This window comes from Rothia sp. (in: high G+C Gram-positive bacteria) (genome assembly GCF_030540545.1).
Classification (GTDB): Bacteria; Actinomycetota; Actinomycetes; order Actinomycetales; family Micrococcaceae; genus Rothia.
Map to the genome: position 1 here is coordinate 157780 of NZ_JAUNVZ010000003.1, position 16438 is coordinate 174217.

Sequence of the window (16438 nt, forward strand, 5' to 3'; positions counted from 1 at the left end):
TTTATCCCACCTTAGGCTTTCGACCCGCGTCGGGAAGCCAAAAAATCACTCAAACCAATATACTCGCGCGCCACCCAACAGAGCGCCGCATAACTGACACAGAAAATCACCGCATAAATGACCAAAGACTTTAGTCCCTGACCGTGCCAACTCAAACACGCCACAGCCAATACGCTTGGAACCCCCGCAGCCAGCAGCAGCGTAGGTGCCATCTGAGCCCAGGAGGTACGGATACCCACCAGCGTGAACACCTGATAACTCGCCAGAGCCGTATCAACCAGAATCGCCGAGCCCCAGGCAATCACAGCCCCCCACATGCCGAAACTGGGCACCAGGGAAAAATTCAGTACCAGGGCAAGCAACAGAGCCGCAAGTTTATTGCTCAGCTGCCATCGGCTCTTACCGCTCATCAGCAGCAGCGATTGCACACCGCCAGCACTCATAGAGAGCATAACCGCCGGAGCGATCACCCATAAAATCGGGGCACCGGCACTAAAATCACGGCCAAAAACGCTCAGCAGAGTGGGGCCAAAAAACGCCAGAGTCAGATAAAAGGGCCACGCCAGCAACGTCAGTACACGAGTGGTCGCCAGGAAAATATCGCTCGCACGCTTAAGATTATCGACCGCCAGAGCCGCACTAATGGCAGGACCCGTAACAATACGGCACGTGTGTTCAATCATAGTGCCCACGCGCACACAGCGGTTAACCGCACCGTAAATACCTGCCGCCACCGGACCGGCAAAAGCACTGACGCACAGCACATCCACCCACTCCAGGGCGGTCTCCACCAGGGCAGCGAAACCACGCGCCGCACTAAAAGACCAGAAGGAACGGAAATTCTCCGCCGCGGCATAGGAACCGGAGGCATCCGCGGGCTTGGGTTCTACAGGTTCAGCGAGAGCCACGCCCATAAAGCGATGGGTTAGCAGCCCAGCAGCAGCGCAGACCGCCAAAACCGGCAGGGTCCACGCTAAGGTCAGCGCAGGAAGTACAGAGACCTGAAGCTGGGAAGCACCCCACGCCACCACCGCAAAAACAGCCACCAGACGCAGAGTCGGCAGCAGCACATTCTGCAGCAGAGTAAAAAGCACCACCCGAGATAAACCACGCAGCGCACCAAAACACAGAGTCATGACCGCAGCCAAAGGAATACAGGGAGCAGCCAGCAGCAGAGCATTATGCGTAGCAACCGGCAGATCAGATAACAGGGCGTAGAGGATCACCCCGGCAGCCAAAGCACACGAAAAAATCTGAACCGGCAGGCTCGCATAGTGCAGCAGACGCGGCAGCTGGCGCACACGACCCACAGCACGCTGCGCCGAAAAAGTACGCACCAAACCCGTATCCGCACCAAAAACCGTCAGCGAAGTAGCCAAGGCAAAAAATGCCATGAGATTAAAAAACTCACCCGCTGCCGCAGCACCGGCACCATTAGAAACCACCAGGGTCGTCACAAAAGCAATAGCCGCACCGTACATAACGCACAGGGACGCCAAGGAACCGCTCTTAGCCAAAGACACAGCGATCCTCCTTCATCTCAGGCGCATGAACCGCACGCACACAGGCGGTAGAAGTCAGCAGCAAAATACTCAGCTGTGCAATATCAAAACTATAGAAAATGAAGACCACAGCCGCGCACACGCTCACACTGTGCAGCCACCACGCCACCACCGGATGCTCACCAAAAGCACGATACGCCGACCAGCCTGACATAATACTGCCCAACACCCACAGCACAAAGAAGCCCAGACCCACAAAACCAAAACAGAACATGAGAGTCCATAAATAGCCCTGAGTACCCATCGACACACCCACACTAGGTGCCATACGGGGAGTACCGTAGCCCAGAATGGGGGACTGCAGAGTGGCCTCCCAAGTCAGCTGGTAGAGGGTTGCGCGACCACCGGTGGAATCAGAATAATCCTGACGACCCAGCACCGCATCTACCGTACCCGAAGCAAAAAGAGCCACAATAGCAGCCACAATAGCAGCTACACCCCAGGCAACCGCACGCCAACGAGCCGCCAAAAACTGACGGAAAAGCACATAAGCGCAGCACACACCCAAGCCAATAAACATACCGCGATTACTGGTATAAATAGCCGGAACCGTAGACAGACCCATAGCAATCAGCAGCAGAATTTTATGACCAATACGGCGCGTGATAGTAAAAATCGCCAGCATCACCGGAGTTAGCAAAGTATAGGCAAGACCCCAACTATTTGCATAGGGGAAAGGGGCCGAAGGGCGCTTATAGGGCTCCGGAGCACCCCAGGGAAACTGAATCTCAGCCAGAGGCGGTTGCATATAATCACGCACCAGAGGATTACGCATGAACCCCGAGGGCACAACAAAACTCATGGGAGTCTGCAAGCGGAACTCGGGGAAAAGAACACCCGCCCAACCGAGCACCACCAAAGTACCCCACAGAGTCGCCAAACCGCCCAACAGACGGCGCAGAGTCAGAGTCTGCGGAGCATTATAAAGATAGAGGGCATACACCCCGGCGCTGGCAATATTAACCCAGCGCAGCCCCCAGGCAATCAGATCCGTGGAGGACCGCAGAGCCAGAGCACAGACCAGCACCCACAGAATCAGCGCACCCCACATCCACAGGGTGCCGGGCACACGAATACCTCCGCGCACCGCCATATACGCCACCATAATCAGCGCAAGAATCGGAGGAGCAATCTGCAACACACCCAGCGCCCACAGCAGAGGAAAACCGTAGAGAAGAGCCAGCAGAGGCCACGCCGGCAAATCCTCCCGGGGACCTGAGCTCAAAACACGAGCCGCCGGTAGAGACAGAGCGGAAGAAGCGGGATGAGCAGAATGCGCTCGCTGGGAAAAAGGCAGAGCTTTGGGCGCGCCAGAAGCCGCCTCGGCACTAGCCGAGACGGTCGAACCCGAGGGCTTATAGACCCTAAAGGGTGGCGTGCTCGCCACCTGGCGCATCATGATAGCTATCCCTTTCTACAGAGAATTTAGAGACCACGACCGGTCTTCTGCACGGCATCCAAGAGCGTTTGCCCCTTAATAGCACCGCTTGCCACAACCAGAGCCGCCCACGCACGCAGCTGACGCGGATCGCGACGAAGAGCAGAACGGGCATAAGCTACAGCCTGGGAACGGTGACCCAAGGAGGCATGAACAAAAGCAACCTGACCGGCAATACGTGCCAGACCGCGTGGATGCTGCTCAAACTCGGGGAACTTACGCAGCATATAGCTCAGGCCATCGGCCATAGCCTGCCACTTACCGGCAAAGAAGGACTGGCGATCCCACAACACACCAATCAGCGGCTCCTGCACCGAATAGACGCTTCCAAAGCGGGTGGCGCGCAGCAATAAATCATAATCCTCGCCATAAGAAGCCGGAAGCTCCTCATCCACCAGACCAATGGGTGTATTAGAGGTACCGACTAAATCCTCGCGACGATATAGCAGCGCCGACGGGTGAATCTCCGTAATACGTGACCCCAAAAAATCCTGGAACGAGGCGCTCTTAGGAGCCAGGCGCACAATATCCTGGCCGTTGGTACGCACACTAATACCCGAGGCAATAGCCACAGCCTGCGGGTGCTGCTGCCATAAAGCCACCTGCTTGCTCAGCTTAGAGGGCATCCACCAATCGTCATCATCGCAAAAACCGATCAGCTGGCCGCTAGCGGCCAGAATACCGCTATTGCGGCCGCCGGCAAGACCACCGGTACGCGTATTGGAAATGATACTCAGCGAACGGTCAGCGGGGATAGTGAGATCCTCAAGGCGGTCGGGCTCCACACGGTCAAAGACCACCAGAACCTCAACATGCCCGGGATAATCCTGAGCAAAAATAGACTCAACGGCGGTTCGCAGCAGCTGCGGGCGTTTACCATTGGTTGCAATAATAGCGGAAACAGAAGGATACATATACACTCCCGGTGGTTGGGTGAGAGACAAAGGATTAGCGCTCAGCGCTGCGGCTTAGCGACACAAATTTACGGCGCATAGATACCAGCACCGTGGCAGCATTCGCTGCAAAAAGCATGCCATAAACCAGCACGAAAAGCGGACCGAAACCCCAGAATACGAAGACCCAGCATAGGGTACCGGCATCCATATGCAGATTCACAAAAGAACGCAGAGTACCGCCCGTAGAAGGTGCTGCAGTCTTGCGGGTGCGGCGCAACTGCTCGGCAAGAATCTGGCTCATAAAATGACCGGCGGTCAGCACGCTAAAAGCCAGAGGAATCCACCACAGAGCCCAAGAGGCGGGCATCCAGGCCTCGGGGGAGAAATGCTGAGGAAAGCGAATAAAACCCACCAGCACCGCCACATGAATACAGGGGGTGCGGATAGAATCCACCACATGATCCAGCCACTCACCGGCAGGGGAGGAGGCGCCCGTTACACGAGCCACCTGACCATCCGCAGAATCTAAGGCATAGCCCAACGCCAGCAATAATGCAGCGAGCAGACCCACAGGAATAGAAGGAGTGGCGAGCATGAGCAGCACAATACCGCATGCCGAGACAGCAGCACTGAGCGCAGTAACACCATTGGGGCCAATACCCAGAGCTACAGCCGAGGCGGCAAAAACACGCGCCACGCGGCGATTGACCCAGCGGGTATAGGCGGGCACACCGGCGCCGGATTTCTGGGCGCCATTAAGCTGCTGAAGAGTCTGTCGGAAAACAGACCCGCGGGAGGATGAAGACATAATGCTCTCTTCACATATCGGTGGTGGGTGCTCAAGGATGGGCTATATCTCGGGCCGGAAGTGAGAATAGCCGATGAGCGTAGAGGAAAGTATATCCTCTACACCCAACTATATAGATATACACCCCGTGTACTCAAGATAAAACGCTCTATGATGATGTGGGCTAAAAACTCACTGACTAGATAATAAACCCTCTCATGTGGCTTTGACGGTGCTCTCAGAGTAGGTGTTCTGGGGGCTGACGGTAGCTGCTGCTTGGGAAGTATAAAAATACTCGTATAGTCGCCTGCAATCAGTACTAAGGTGCCGGTGCGCTCTCTCTACAGAGAGAACACACCGGCACCTTTAGCACGGAGGCTTCAGCTATACCTTAGCCCTCTTCGCGAGCAATGGGCTGCTCGGGCTGAGGCTGATCCTGCGCAGGATATTCCTGCTCAGCGGGTGCATCATCCGCAACCGGAGTTGCCTCGGGCTGAGCCTTTTCAGGAACTGAAGAATGCGCAGTCATACCGAAGCTCACATTCGGGCTGCGGCGCCAATTCGCCTGAACCTGAACAGCAATGACATTCTCACCCTCGTGCAGATACTCCGCGGGTACCGTCACCTGCTCGGTCACACGTTCGGCGAGAATATCCGGAGCAGCAGTGGCGTACATATGCGGGCTCAGGTGGCCTTCGCGCAGGTTCTTACGGAATACCTCATGACCGTTGACATAGACAACAATGCCGTCATCTGCCCAGGTCATCAGCTGCAGATTCGAAGCAGCCTGCTCAGAGTTAAGCTGCACCGAGCGGCGAGCGTAGAAGCCCAGCTCCTGCTTATAATGCTCTGTCTGACGCTCAACCACGGTATTAACCGGAGCATTACCCCAACCCAGAGGCGCCTTACCACTCAGCCACATCTGGTCCTCGGGTAGATCCGCGCGCCACTGATCCTCGCTTGCGCTATTCCAGGAAGCAACAGGCTCAGAAATAGTCGTGCGATAGAACCACTCTTCATCCCCGCTCAAAATACTGGTTACGCTCTGAGTATTGACCGCACGCGGCCCCTCAGCTGCGGGCATCACCGGGGTGCGACCCAGCAGCGAGACAGCAGCCAGGCTAAAGCTCAGATTGGGAGAGCCCGCCCAGTTTGCCTGCACCTGGGCGGCAATCACATTGGAGCCCTCCTGTAGATACTCGGCGGGAACCTCCACAATTTCGGTAGAGATGCCCTTGGAGGAATCCGGAATAGCGTTGGCGTAGGAGTTATAGCGCACCTCGCCCTCGCTCAGATTCTTACGGAAGACCTCGTGGCCATTGACATAGAGTGCAATGCCATCATCAGCGCGAGTAATCAGCTGCAGAGGCACCTGCGACTGAGCCTTGGTTAAGTGGACACTGCGGCGAGCGTAGAAGCCCAGGGAATCCTTAGGACGCTCCAGCTGGGTCTTCAATCCAGATGCATTACCCCAGCCGAAGGGAGCCCAAGCGGGCTTCCACGTCTCATCCCCGCTAAGCTCCTTCAGATTCTGAGTCTTCCAGTCGGAAGGCATATCGGCACTCACCGGGGTGTAGAACCACGCCTCAGAGCCATCCAGAATCACGCGGGTCGCATCCAGTTCACGAAGGACTCCGGGAGCCAGAGCCGGCAGGGTTGCCACCGGAGTGGATGCCGAGTAGTTACCCACAGGATCCGCTGCACGCACAAAGTATCGTGCATTGGGCTCATAGGGCAGACGAATCGAGGTGGAATAGGTCGAAGCAATCACACGATCATTACGCAGAATCTGGTAACGGGCCTTCTGATCGCCGACCTTCTGCCAGCTGAGCTTGTCATAGGCGGTACGGGTCAGACCGTCCAGCTCATGCTCAACCTTCAGATCCCCAGGAGCCTCCGGGGCAGTTGCGTCACGCTGAGCGTAGCGGGCGAAACCGACGGTCTCCTGCATACCGTAGGCACCCAGGGAAGACTTCACATCGCCGCCAACCCAGAGCACACCGCGAGAATCCATAAAGGAAGCCCACACGCCCTGACCGTATTGACCCACCAGCTTCGGATCAAACTCCGGCATATACTGCCCGGACTTCGTATCAAATGCACCCACGAGGCGAATCGTATCAACCTGGTCATTATCAGACCACGGGTTGTTGTAATTGCTCGTACCGTGATAAATAAAATCACCGCAATGGCAGGAACCATACATGGTGTTAGTGTTCGAATCCAAAAGCAGGCCCTGGAAATCGCCACCGGCACGGGTTACAGAACTATTCAAACGATAGGACAGCTCCGAACCGCGATACTGGGAAATAATATGCTCCGTACCGCCAGTCCACACATTCTCACCGTCAAAAGCCACCGCGTGCTGGTAACCCCACTGCTTGCCTTCCTTTGTCAGACCATTCTGAGGCAGAGCAGCACGATCTTCAGCCTTGATGCTACGGTCCGAGGGCGCCCAATCCCAGGGCTGAGAAATATAGACCTTACCGTCCGTATTTGCTTGACCCTTCAACGCCGCAAGACGGAAAGAATGACCCTCTACATCCGTATCCAGCTGCGTAAAATACCCCGCAATATAAATCTCAGATTCATCCGGACGAGCGCTAATAGAGGTCACCAAACCAACCACACGAGGAGTCCAGGTCGAATCCACTCCCTGAGAGGAAATTGACAGGCGCAACAAATTTTCTGCAGCGACCGACGTGTTCTGATCCTTCGCGTGGGTGAAAACACCACCCACATACAGATGATCGCCCGCAATAGAAAGGGAACGCCCCTGAGCAATTGCGTTATTTGCCTTAGAGAGAATCGGCCAGGATGCATCGAGCTCACCGGTGGTCGCATCTACCACCGCAAAACCCTGCAGGTTCTTGCCATTGACATGGGTAAATTCGCCCGCAATAGCCAAACGGTTATTCGGCAGGGCAGCAAGAGCCTTCACCTGACCATCCAGACGCAGGTTAAAGGAACGAACAGGCTCCTGAGAATCCACATTCAGCGCCCCAATATAGGGCATATCAATATGCTCTTCGGTATTGGCAGAGTTTTCAAGGTACTTAAAATCGCCACCGAGAAAAACCGTATCGCCAATCTGGGCAAACGCCTGAACGCGAGTATGGAACTCGTTCTGGCTCCAGGTTTTACCTTTATTATGAGGATCAGTACCCGGTGTCGCAGCATCCTTGCTCGTACGCCAACGAACAGGCTCAGAATAGCTATTGGGCAAAACACGACGTTCAAAACCAGACGTACCCGAATCAGCAATGCTCTGATGATCTAGATCCGCCTGCATAAGGCGAGGGCGTAGATACATCTGAGTAAAGGCTAGAGGGACACCTTTATCTTCCATACGGATAAAAGAGGTATTGCTCATGAGAGTATCCGATGGGTAGCTCTCAAAGAGATTACGTTGAGTTGCGTCTCTGTACGGAATGTTCGTTCCGAAGGTAAATCCTAGGGAATAATTTTTGGGAGATAGATGGGTAAAGGAAATATGGTTTAGCCCATTCGACGTATTGATATCAGAAATATACGGTATCGCCCAAAGAAACTGCGATCGCACATTCTTGAGGGAAAGAATATCCTCCTGAGAACCCTCAACCGAGCTCTGCATAGAGATATTGCCCCACTGATTGGCAGAACGTAGAGCCCAAGACCAACGCTCGGTGTGAGTGCGCTGCACCTGAACATCCTGCCACGCGGTACCTTCCGGGTTGAGAGCACGGCGAATACGCACACCGTCCTCCAGATCATCCGGACGGATACCCATACCCTCAGTGTCATTATTGAGCAGAGCATTCACCGTGGTCGAAGGCAGCTGAACAGGGGAGAAAGCCTTCGCACTATCAACACTTTTGGGAGTTCCATCAGCATTCTTAAGAGAAGGGTAACCGGGGTTATTCTCCCACAGCTCGCTGGGTGAACCCTTACCCGCATAGCTCTCGGACCAGCCCTCGCGGCCTCGACCAATCAGAACCCAGCCGCCGCCGTCATATTCCTGATCGCAGAAGAATTGCTGCGGCTCAGACATCTGATCGGTCAGCAACCAATAGACGCCCGATGTTGCCTTGGGGTTCAGCTGCTTAATTTCATAGCAGGATGCCGCGGCGTGCGCTGCATCGTGCCCGTCGTATACGGTCTCATCCGCCTGGGCAATGCTCCCACCGGTGGGAAGCAGAGGTAAAGCCAGGGACAGACCGAGCGTACCTGCCAGAAGGGTACGCCATTTTCCTCGTGCCATAGGAATCTCCAATGTAGGTTTGGTTATGAACCGGCAGCCTGTGCCGGTTGAACCGAAGTTGAGTGAAAATATTGGTAGATATGCTCAGGTACCCGTCGACAGTTTATTGGTACCTTTCATAACTATTTTAGCAATCCGGGTTATTCGGGAAGTCGTGACGCGCTATTTTCATCACGCCATTTTCCGACACCAGAGTGTAAATATTCAGAGAGCGAGAAGGGGAACCCGAGGTATCAATAACCTGGCCGTTACTATCCTTAATAACTACCTTTGAGGAATCCAAACATACTTCCATAATCTTCGCCGGCTGACCCTCATAGGTCGTATCGGCAATACGCGGGGTACCCACCACGGTAGACTGGCCCTCATAATGCCAGCCGTTCTGAGCGTACTCTACAGCGGACATTAAAAACTCTTCGCGGGCTGCACCTACAGAGAGCGCAGAAATAGCATCAATGGTGCTCTGATCCAGGCTCGGAGCGTTACGCTCGGCGGTGCTACCCTCCGGGTTATCTTCCGCGGGAGTGGTGGATGTCGGTGCCGGGGAGGTTTTGACCTCGCCCAGGGTCTTCTCGTAGGTATTGACCAGCTGGGTGCTCTGCTTAACCTCGGGCGCATCAACAGCGATGGTGCGGCCCGAATCCTTGATCTCCTGGGCGCCCTCATAGGTGTCCGGGGGAGAAGAAACGCTTGCGCTTGCCGAGCCGGATGCTGCCGGTGCTGCAGAATCCTTAGTTCCGGTAGAAGCACCCGGGGTTGCTTGGGAAGCCGCGGGCGAAGAAGCTGCGGCAGAAGATGCCGCGCTAGAGCTCTGAGAGCTTGCGGTAGAAGAACTGGGGGAAGCGGATTCCTGCGAGGGGGAGCCGCAGGAGGATAGTACAAGAGCTAATCCTAGGGAAGCAATCCCCAGAGTCGAAGGTATACGATGCATAGTGAACCTATTCGATGTTTGAAGAAGAGCGAATACACCGCATTCCCGCCCAAAGGCAGAGAAACGAGTGTATTCAGTATAAAACCTTGAATACCCCGTGCGCACCCAAGGCTATGCACAGGGAAATAATCGTGCGGGTAGCACTAGGGCGAGTGTAAAAGCCCGTCCTGCTGCCTTGCATCTAATACAGATAGATAGAGAGAAGACAATAGAGAGTGGGCTTTACACAGCATAAGCACTAGAGCTTAGGAACTCATGGGCACAGTCGAGACGGAGTAATTACCCGCGCTATCAATAGTGCGCACCGCATAGCGTGCACCATCGCGATGAGCCACGGTGTAATCGGTACCGGTTACAGTAGCAATCACGCGATCATCGCGCATCACCTGATACTGTGCGCCGGGCACAGCCTTCCATGAGATTCGATCTTTATCTCCCGTGCGGGCAAGCGAGGCGGAACTCGGGGTAGCCGGAGGGGTCACGTCGCGCGGTGCGAAGCGTGCGAATCCGACGGTGCTTTGTTCGCCGTAAGCGCCCAAAGAACGGATAATATCGCCACCGGCCCACAGATTACCGCGGGAATCGGTAAAGGACGCCCAGACACCAAAATCGTGCGGCGCATTGACTCGGTGCTTGCCCTTAAGAACAGGGTTGAACTCACCAATCATTTCACCGCTGTCTTTATCGAACGCGGCGATCAGTCGGATGGAGTGCACATCGTGGTAGGAGCTATCCCAGGGCTGCTGGGATTCACCGGTACCGCTGTAGAGGACATGTCCACAGTGGCAGGAGCCGTAGACGTTCGAACCGGATAGGCTCAGGCTCTGGAAATCGCCGCCTTCACGCGAGATCGCCTGGGAGGTTCGCGCATGGTCGCTCTTGCGGTAGCTTGCGATCAGGTGCTCGGTGCCGCCGGTGAAGACCTTATCCCCGGTGTCCTGCACGGCGAATTGGTAGCCGTACATAATGCTCTTGTCCTTGGGCGTGTAGGACAGTTCCCAACTCCAGGGGATATTGGAGGCGTTGGTGCCGTTCATTGCTGCCAGACGGAATGCGCTCTTGGAGTTGAGCTGGCTGAAGTAGCCCGCAGCGTGTACCACGCTATTATCTGCCGAGGCGCTAATGCTATTGACGGTTCCGTTAAAAATCGGGCGCCAGGAGCGGTCCACTTCGCCGGTGGAGAGCTTAATGCGCGCCGCACCTCGAGAGTAAGCGGCATTGGGTGAGGTATGCCCCTTTACATGGGTGAAGTTACCTGCAATGTAGAGGTAGTCGCCCTGCACCTGCATGCTCTTGACCTGCACGGGGGCGGTGGTGCCGCGGCGCTCAAGCTGAATATCCCAGCTCTTATCAATGCTGCCGGAGGTGGCATCCAGAATCGCAAAATGGTTGACCGCAACACCGTTGACTCGGGTGAACTCGCCGCCAATAGCCAGACGATTACCGGGCAGAGCCACCATGCTTTTAACCTGACCGTTGACGGTGGGGCGGAAGGTCGTGACTAACTCGCCACTATCCACGTTATATCCGGCAATATTCGCCTGGTCTACACGGGCACCGGCAGCTGACTCAACATAGGCGAAGTCGCCACCGGTAAAGACGGTATTGCCCACCTGGGCAAAGCTCTGTACCTGGGTGTTGAGCTCGGTGTATCGACCGGTGTACGTTTCTTCACTGGTGCGCCATTTGACCGGCATGGTGTAGCTTTCGGGTAGGGCACGGCGATGAGATGCCGCGCTACCGTTCGCGCCCAGGGAGCTAAAACGCAGATCCTTCTGAGTCAGGCGAGGGCGCAGATAAATCTGGGTAAAGGGTACGGAGAATCCGGTGGTTTCTGCCTTGTGGTAGATATAGGACTGGGGGCTGTCGATTCCGTATTGCATGTCGTAGCCGTAGGCGAAGCCGATTTTGTATTCATCATTGGGGTTGGCGTACATGCGCAGGGATTGCTTGCCTTCCACATCGTACATGCGGGAGGTTTTTGCCAGACGCGTGTTTTGGCGTCCGCCAGGATCGACAAAGCTGAAGGTGCCCCAGCGTTCGGGCCAGCTCATGGCCCAGGTCCACTGCTTGGCTTGTTCGCGGTGGGCGCGCACTTCCTGCCAGGAGGTGCCCTGTGTATTGTAGGCGCGGCGGAAGCGAATACCGTCCTGCTGATCCTTGAGCTTGGCGCCGTTCATGAGCGCATTGATGGTGGTGCTGCTTAGCTGCACGGGTTTGAAGGCGCTGACGCTTTGGGGGTTGGTGTAGAGCTCTGCGGGATCGCCTTTACCGTTGTAGCTTTCGGTCCACTCTTCGCGGCCGCGGCCGACCATGACCCAGCCACCGCCGTCGGTTTCTTGGTCGCAGTAGAAGCGTTCAGGACCGGACATTTCGGGGGTGTAGAGCCAGTAGGTGCCGGAGCGTGCGGCGGGGTTGAGCAGTTTTGCTTCGTAACAGCTTGCGGCTGCGCGTTCGCTGCTGCTTCCGTCGTGGCTTTCGGGTGCGGCGGTTGCAGGCAGAAGCGGTGCGATGGTGAATGCGGCGCCTAGTGCGAGCGCGAATGCGGTCCATCGCGTCTTCAGGGAAGTACGCATTATTCTCTTTTCAATCGGTGATATAGCAGTAGCGTACCACGCGAAAGTTTAAACCTTTGGGTGAAACTATAAAAATTCATTGAGCTTTAGTTTACGTTTAATCACTCGCGGTGCGTGAGTGTTGATGTTCGCCCGGCTGAAAGCTTAAGCGCGGGTGGCGTTGGTCGGTGGGGGAGTATCCTTGAGGGGTAGTTTTATTCTTCTCTGGGAGGTTTTTCGTGGCTGAGCGTGTGCATCATTTGGAGGCTATTTCGCGTGTTGTACGTTCTAATCCTCGGTATGCTGCGGTGGTGGATGCCGCCTCCCGTTCCGCTGCGCAGCGTAGCTCCCGCGCGCTGATTGGTGCGGTGGCTGGTGTTCAGGCGCCGCTGCTGGCGGATATCTCTTCTGCGTTGGATCAGCGTGAGACCCTGTTTGTGATTGCACCGACGGAGCGTCAGGCTGAGGATATGGCTCATGCTTTGCGTGCTTTTTTGCCGGCGGAGGATATTGCGTTGTTCCCGGCGTGGGAGACGTTGCCGCATGAGCGTCTGTCTCCGCGCAGCGATACGGTGGGCGCTCGCTTGCAGGTTTTGCATGCGCTCACTCATGATGATCAGCACACGCCGCGTGTGGTGATTGCTCCGGTGCGTGCCGCGATTCAGCCTCTGGTGGCTGGTATTGAGAACCTGGAACCGGTGCATTTGGTGCGCGGTGAGGAGTATGAGTACAAGGCTGTTATTCGTGCCTTGAACGCTGCCGCGTATTCGCGGGTTGATTTGGTGGCTAAGCGCGGTGAGTATGCGGTGCGCGGCGGTATTATTGATGTTTTTTCGCCGACGGCACGTTACCCTGTTCGTTTGGAATTCTTTGGTGATGAGCTGGATGAAATTCGCCTCTTTTCGCCCAGCGATCAGCGTGCTTTAGGTGCGGATGCACCGCACCCGAGCGAGGTAACTCTGCTGCCCTGCCGCGAGTTGTTGATTACTCCTCAGGTGCAGAGCGCTGCGGCGCGTTTCCGTGATGAGTACCCGGCGTATTCTTCGATGCTGGAGAAGATTGCCGGCGGTATTTATGTGGAGGGCATGGAGTCTTTGATTCCTCTGCTGGCTCCGCGGTTGAATTCTGTTCTGTCTCTTCTGCCCTCCGGTTCGCTGGTTATGGTGGCGGAGCCGGAGCGTGTGGCTGCGCGCGCGGAGGATTTGTGGGCGACCAATAGAGAATTTTTGAATGCTGCGTGGGCAACGAGCGCGGAGAATGAGGAAGCTGTGACTCCGGTGGATATGCCGGTGGCTGATGCTGGTTTCCGTGAGCTATCGGCGATTCGTTCCGAGGCGGCTGAGCTGGGTCTTGGCTGGTGGGAGTTGAGCGAGCTGGTGACCGATGAGTCCCTGATTGCTGACGCCCTGGAGGATGGTGTGGATAGCTTTAGTATTCCGGCGCAGGCGGCTCCTTCCTATACGGGTTCGACTGAGTCGATGCTGGTGGATATTGGCGCCTTGGTGCGCGATGGCTGGTCGGTGCTGATTGCGACCAATGGCGCGGGTTCTGTGGCGCGTTTGGCGGAGCTTTTTCAACAGGCGCAGGTTCCGGCGGCTTCTTTCCGTGGGGAGTTGCAGCCTGGGCTGGTTGAGCTGGCTCAGGCGCCTGCACGTGCGGGTTTCCGTATGGAGCAGCAGCGTTTGGCGCTCTTTACCGAGGCGGAGGTTTTGGGTCGCCGCGGCACCTATGCCCCGCGCGGCAGCGCTCCTAAGCTTAAGCCTCGTCGCCGTCGCGCAGCGGTGGATCCTTTGGCACTAAACCCTGGTGATTATGTGGTGCATGAGCGTCACGGTATTGGCCGTTTTGTGCAGATGGAGTCCCGCCCGGTGCCCGGTGCGAGCCCTCTGGCTAAGGATGCTCCCAGTCGCGAATATCTGGTGATTGAGTATGCGCCCTCGAAGCGCGGTGGCGCACCGGACCGTCTTTTTGTGCCCAGCGATCAGCTGGATTTGATCTCGCACTATGTGGGCTCGGATACTCCTGCCCTCTCGAAGATGGGCGGTAGTGACTGGTCGAAAGCTAAGAGCCGTGCCCGTAAGGCGGTGCGCGATATTGCGGCGGATTTGGTGAAGCTCTATTCGGCGCGTCAGGCTTCTCGCGGTCATGCTTTTAGCGAGGATACGCCCTGGCAACGTGAGCTGGAGGAATCCTTCCCCTATAACGAGACCCCGGATCAGCTCAACGCCATTTATGAGGTGAAGGCGGATATGGAGCGCGAGGTGCCCATGGATCGCCTGATTTCCGGTGACGTTGGTTTTGGTAAGACTGAGGTTGCTGTTCGAGCGGCGTTCAAAGCTATTCAGGACGGCAAACAGGTTGCCGTGCTGGTGCCGACCACCCTGCTGGCTCAGCAGCATTTTGAGACCTTCACCGAGCGTTTCTCCGGTTTCCCGGTGCGTGTGAAGGTGCTCTCCCGTTTCCAGAAGGCGAAGGAAACCCGTCAGATTACCGAGGAGATCGCTGCGGGCACGGTGGATGTGGTGATTGGTACGCACCGTATCCTTTCGGACTCTGTTCAGTTTAAGGACTTGGGCCTGGTCATTATTGACGAGGAGCAGCGCTTTGGTGTGGAGCATAAGGAGAAGCTGAAGAAATTGCGCACCAATGTGGACGTGCTCGCCATGAGCGCGACCCCCATTCCGCGTACCCTGGAAATGTCCCTGACCGGTATCCGCGAAACCTCGACCTTGGCAACCGCGCCTGAGGAGCGTCACCCGGTGCTTACCTATGTGGGTCCGCGCACCGATAACCAGATTATTGCCGCGATTCGCCGCGAACTCATGCGCGAGGGACAGGTGTTCTTTGTACACAATCGCGTTGCTGATATTGACGATGTTGCCGCCGAGATTGGTCGCCTGGTGCCCGAGGCACGTATTGCGACCGCGCACGGCAAGATGAGCGAGTCGCGCCTGGAGCAGATTATTGTGGATTTCTGGGAGCGTCGTTTTGATGTGCTGGTGTGCACCACGATTGTGGAAACCGGTCTGGATATTTCCAATGCGAATACCTTGATTGTGGATCAGGCACAAAATTACGGGTTGAGTCAGTTGCATCAGCTGCGCGGCCGTGTGGGCCGCGGTCGTGAGCGTGCTTATGCCTACTTCCTGTACCCGGCGGGTAAGATGCTGGGCGAGGTGGCACATGAGAGGCTCAAGGCTGTAGCGACCCATAATGAGCTGGGTGCCGGTTTGCAGCTGGCGATGAAGGACCTGGAGATTCGCGGTGCCGGCAATTTGCTCGGTGGTGAACAATCCGGTCATATTGCTGGCGTGGGTTTTGATCTGTACCTGCGTATGGTGGGCGAGGCGGTCTCGGCATTCCGCGGTGAGTACACCGAGCGTATCCGCGAGGTGAAGGTGGACCTGCCGGTCAATGCCCATATTCCGCATTCCTATATTGATTCTGAGCGTCTGCGCCTGCAGGCGTACCGTCAGATCGCTTCTGCCGATACTCCCGCCAAGCTGCAGGAGGCTCGCGAAGAGCTGACCGACCGCTACGGTGCACTGCCAGAGCCGGTGGAGAATCTTCTACGCGTTTCTGCTCTGCGTCAGCTGGCAAGCTCTGCCGGTATCCAGGAGATTATGCTCATGGGTCCGAAGGTTCGCGTGGTGACCGATGCGCCCCTGGCGGAGTCTCGCGTGATGCGTCTAGAGCGTGTGTACCCGGGAGCCACGCATACTCAGCCCAAGGGCATGAGCACCTGGGTGACTCTGCTACCTCGCCCGAAGACCCTGCCGGTGGGCGGTCGTGAGCTGGTGGATGCTGAGATTCTTCTCTGGGCGGCGAAGATGATTAATTCCATTTTTACCGCCGAGCCGAAGTCTCTGGCTGAGCTGAGCTTGGAGGCCCCGGGGGCTGCCTCTTAACCCCGGGAGAATCTAAATTCCCTCAGCTGCACCCCGCTGCGAATATCGTGTAGGCGCTATCTATGGCGCAATATTCACAATTCGGTATTCGTGGCGGGGTGTTGCATTTGAATAGTGCGGG

8 protein-coding genes are annotated in these 16438 nt (G+C 56.3%); 1 reads left to right on the plus strand and 7 read right to left on the minus strand.

Annotated elements, in window-relative coordinates:
- Positions 1-11: 11 nt before the first annotated feature.
- The 7 genes from Q4P78_RS03825 to Q4P78_RS03855 form a co-directional block, all read right to left on the minus strand.
- Entirely contained in the window at positions 12-1523 is a 1512-nt protein-coding gene (locus tag Q4P78_RS03825; protein ID WP_303338993.1) for a lipopolysaccharide biosynthesis protein, read from the minus strand.
- The gene (locus tag Q4P78_RS03830) at positions 1510-2961 is read right to left on the minus strand and encodes an O-antigen ligase (RefSeq protein ID WP_303338994.1); all 1452 of its coding nucleotides are present in this window, start codon (positions 2959-2961) and stop codon (positions 1510-1512) included. Before Q4P78_RS03830 ends, Q4P78_RS03825 begins: the two co-directional genes overlap by 14 nt.
- A gap of 26 nt (positions 2962-2987) precedes the next feature.
- A complete protein-coding gene (locus tag Q4P78_RS03835) occupies positions 2988-3914 on the minus strand; it encodes a glycosyltransferase family 2 protein (RefSeq protein ID WP_303338995.1) in 927 nt (308 codons plus the stop codon).
- Between the two features lie 34 nt (positions 3915-3948).
- Positions 3949-4704, minus strand: a complete 756-nt coding sequence (locus tag Q4P78_RS03840) for a CDP-alcohol phosphatidyltransferase family protein (RefSeq protein WP_303338996.1) — start codon at positions 4702-4704, stop codon at positions 3949-3951.
- A 370-nt stretch (positions 4705-5074) separates the two neighbouring features.
- Entirely contained in the window at positions 5075-8923 is a 3849-nt protein-coding gene (locus Q4P78_RS03845) for a fibrinogen-like YCDxxxxGGGW domain-containing protein (RefSeq protein WP_303338997.1), read from the minus strand.
- Between the two features lie 127 nt (positions 8924-9050).
- Entirely contained in the window at positions 9051-9854 is an 804-nt protein-coding gene (locus Q4P78_RS03850) for a hypothetical protein (protein WP_303338998.1), read from the minus strand.
- Positions 9855-10099: 245 nt separating this feature from the next.
- Positions 10100-12430 (minus strand): fibrinogen-like YCDxxxxGGGW domain-containing protein, encoded by a 2331-nt coding sequence (locus tag Q4P78_RS03855; protein WP_303338999.1) that lies wholly within the window; start codon positions 12428-12430, stop codon positions 10100-10102.
- Between the two features lie 239 nt (positions 12431-12669).
- Between Q4P78_RS03855 and mfd the strand changes: the two genes are divergently transcribed.
- Positions 12670-16317 carry a transcription-repair coupling factor gene (gene mfd / locus Q4P78_RS03860; protein WP_303339102.1) on the plus strand — a complete coding sequence of 1216 codons (3648 nt, stop codon included), beginning with the start codon at positions 12670-12672 and terminating at the stop codon, positions 16315-16317.
- Positions 16318-16438: the final 121 nt, after the last annotated feature.

Coding starts and splice junctions, on each gene's coding strand:
- Q4P78_RS03830 (WP_303338994.1), bottom strand. CDS start 2,961: ATGATGCGCCAGGTGGCGAGCACGCCACCCTTTAGGGTCTATAAGCCC.
- Q4P78_RS03835 (WP_303338995.1), bottom strand. CDS start 3,914: ATGTATCCTTCTGTTTCCGCTATTATTGCAACCAATGGTAAACGCCCG.
- Q4P78_RS03840 (WP_303338996.1), bottom strand. CDS start 4,704: ATGTCTTCATCCTCCCGCGGGTCTGTTTTCCGACAGACTCTTCAGCAG.
- Q4P78_RS03845 (WP_303338997.1), bottom strand. CDS start 8,923: ATGGCACGAGGAAAATGGCGTACCCTTCTGGCAGGTACGCTCGGTCTG.
- Q4P78_RS03850 (WP_303338998.1), bottom strand. CDS start 9,854: ATGCATCGTATACCTTCGACTCTGGGGATTGCTTCCCTAGGATTAGCT.
- Q4P78_RS03855 (WP_303338999.1), bottom strand. CDS start 12,430: ATGCGTACTTCCCTGAAGACGCGATGGACCGCATTCGCGCTCGCACTA.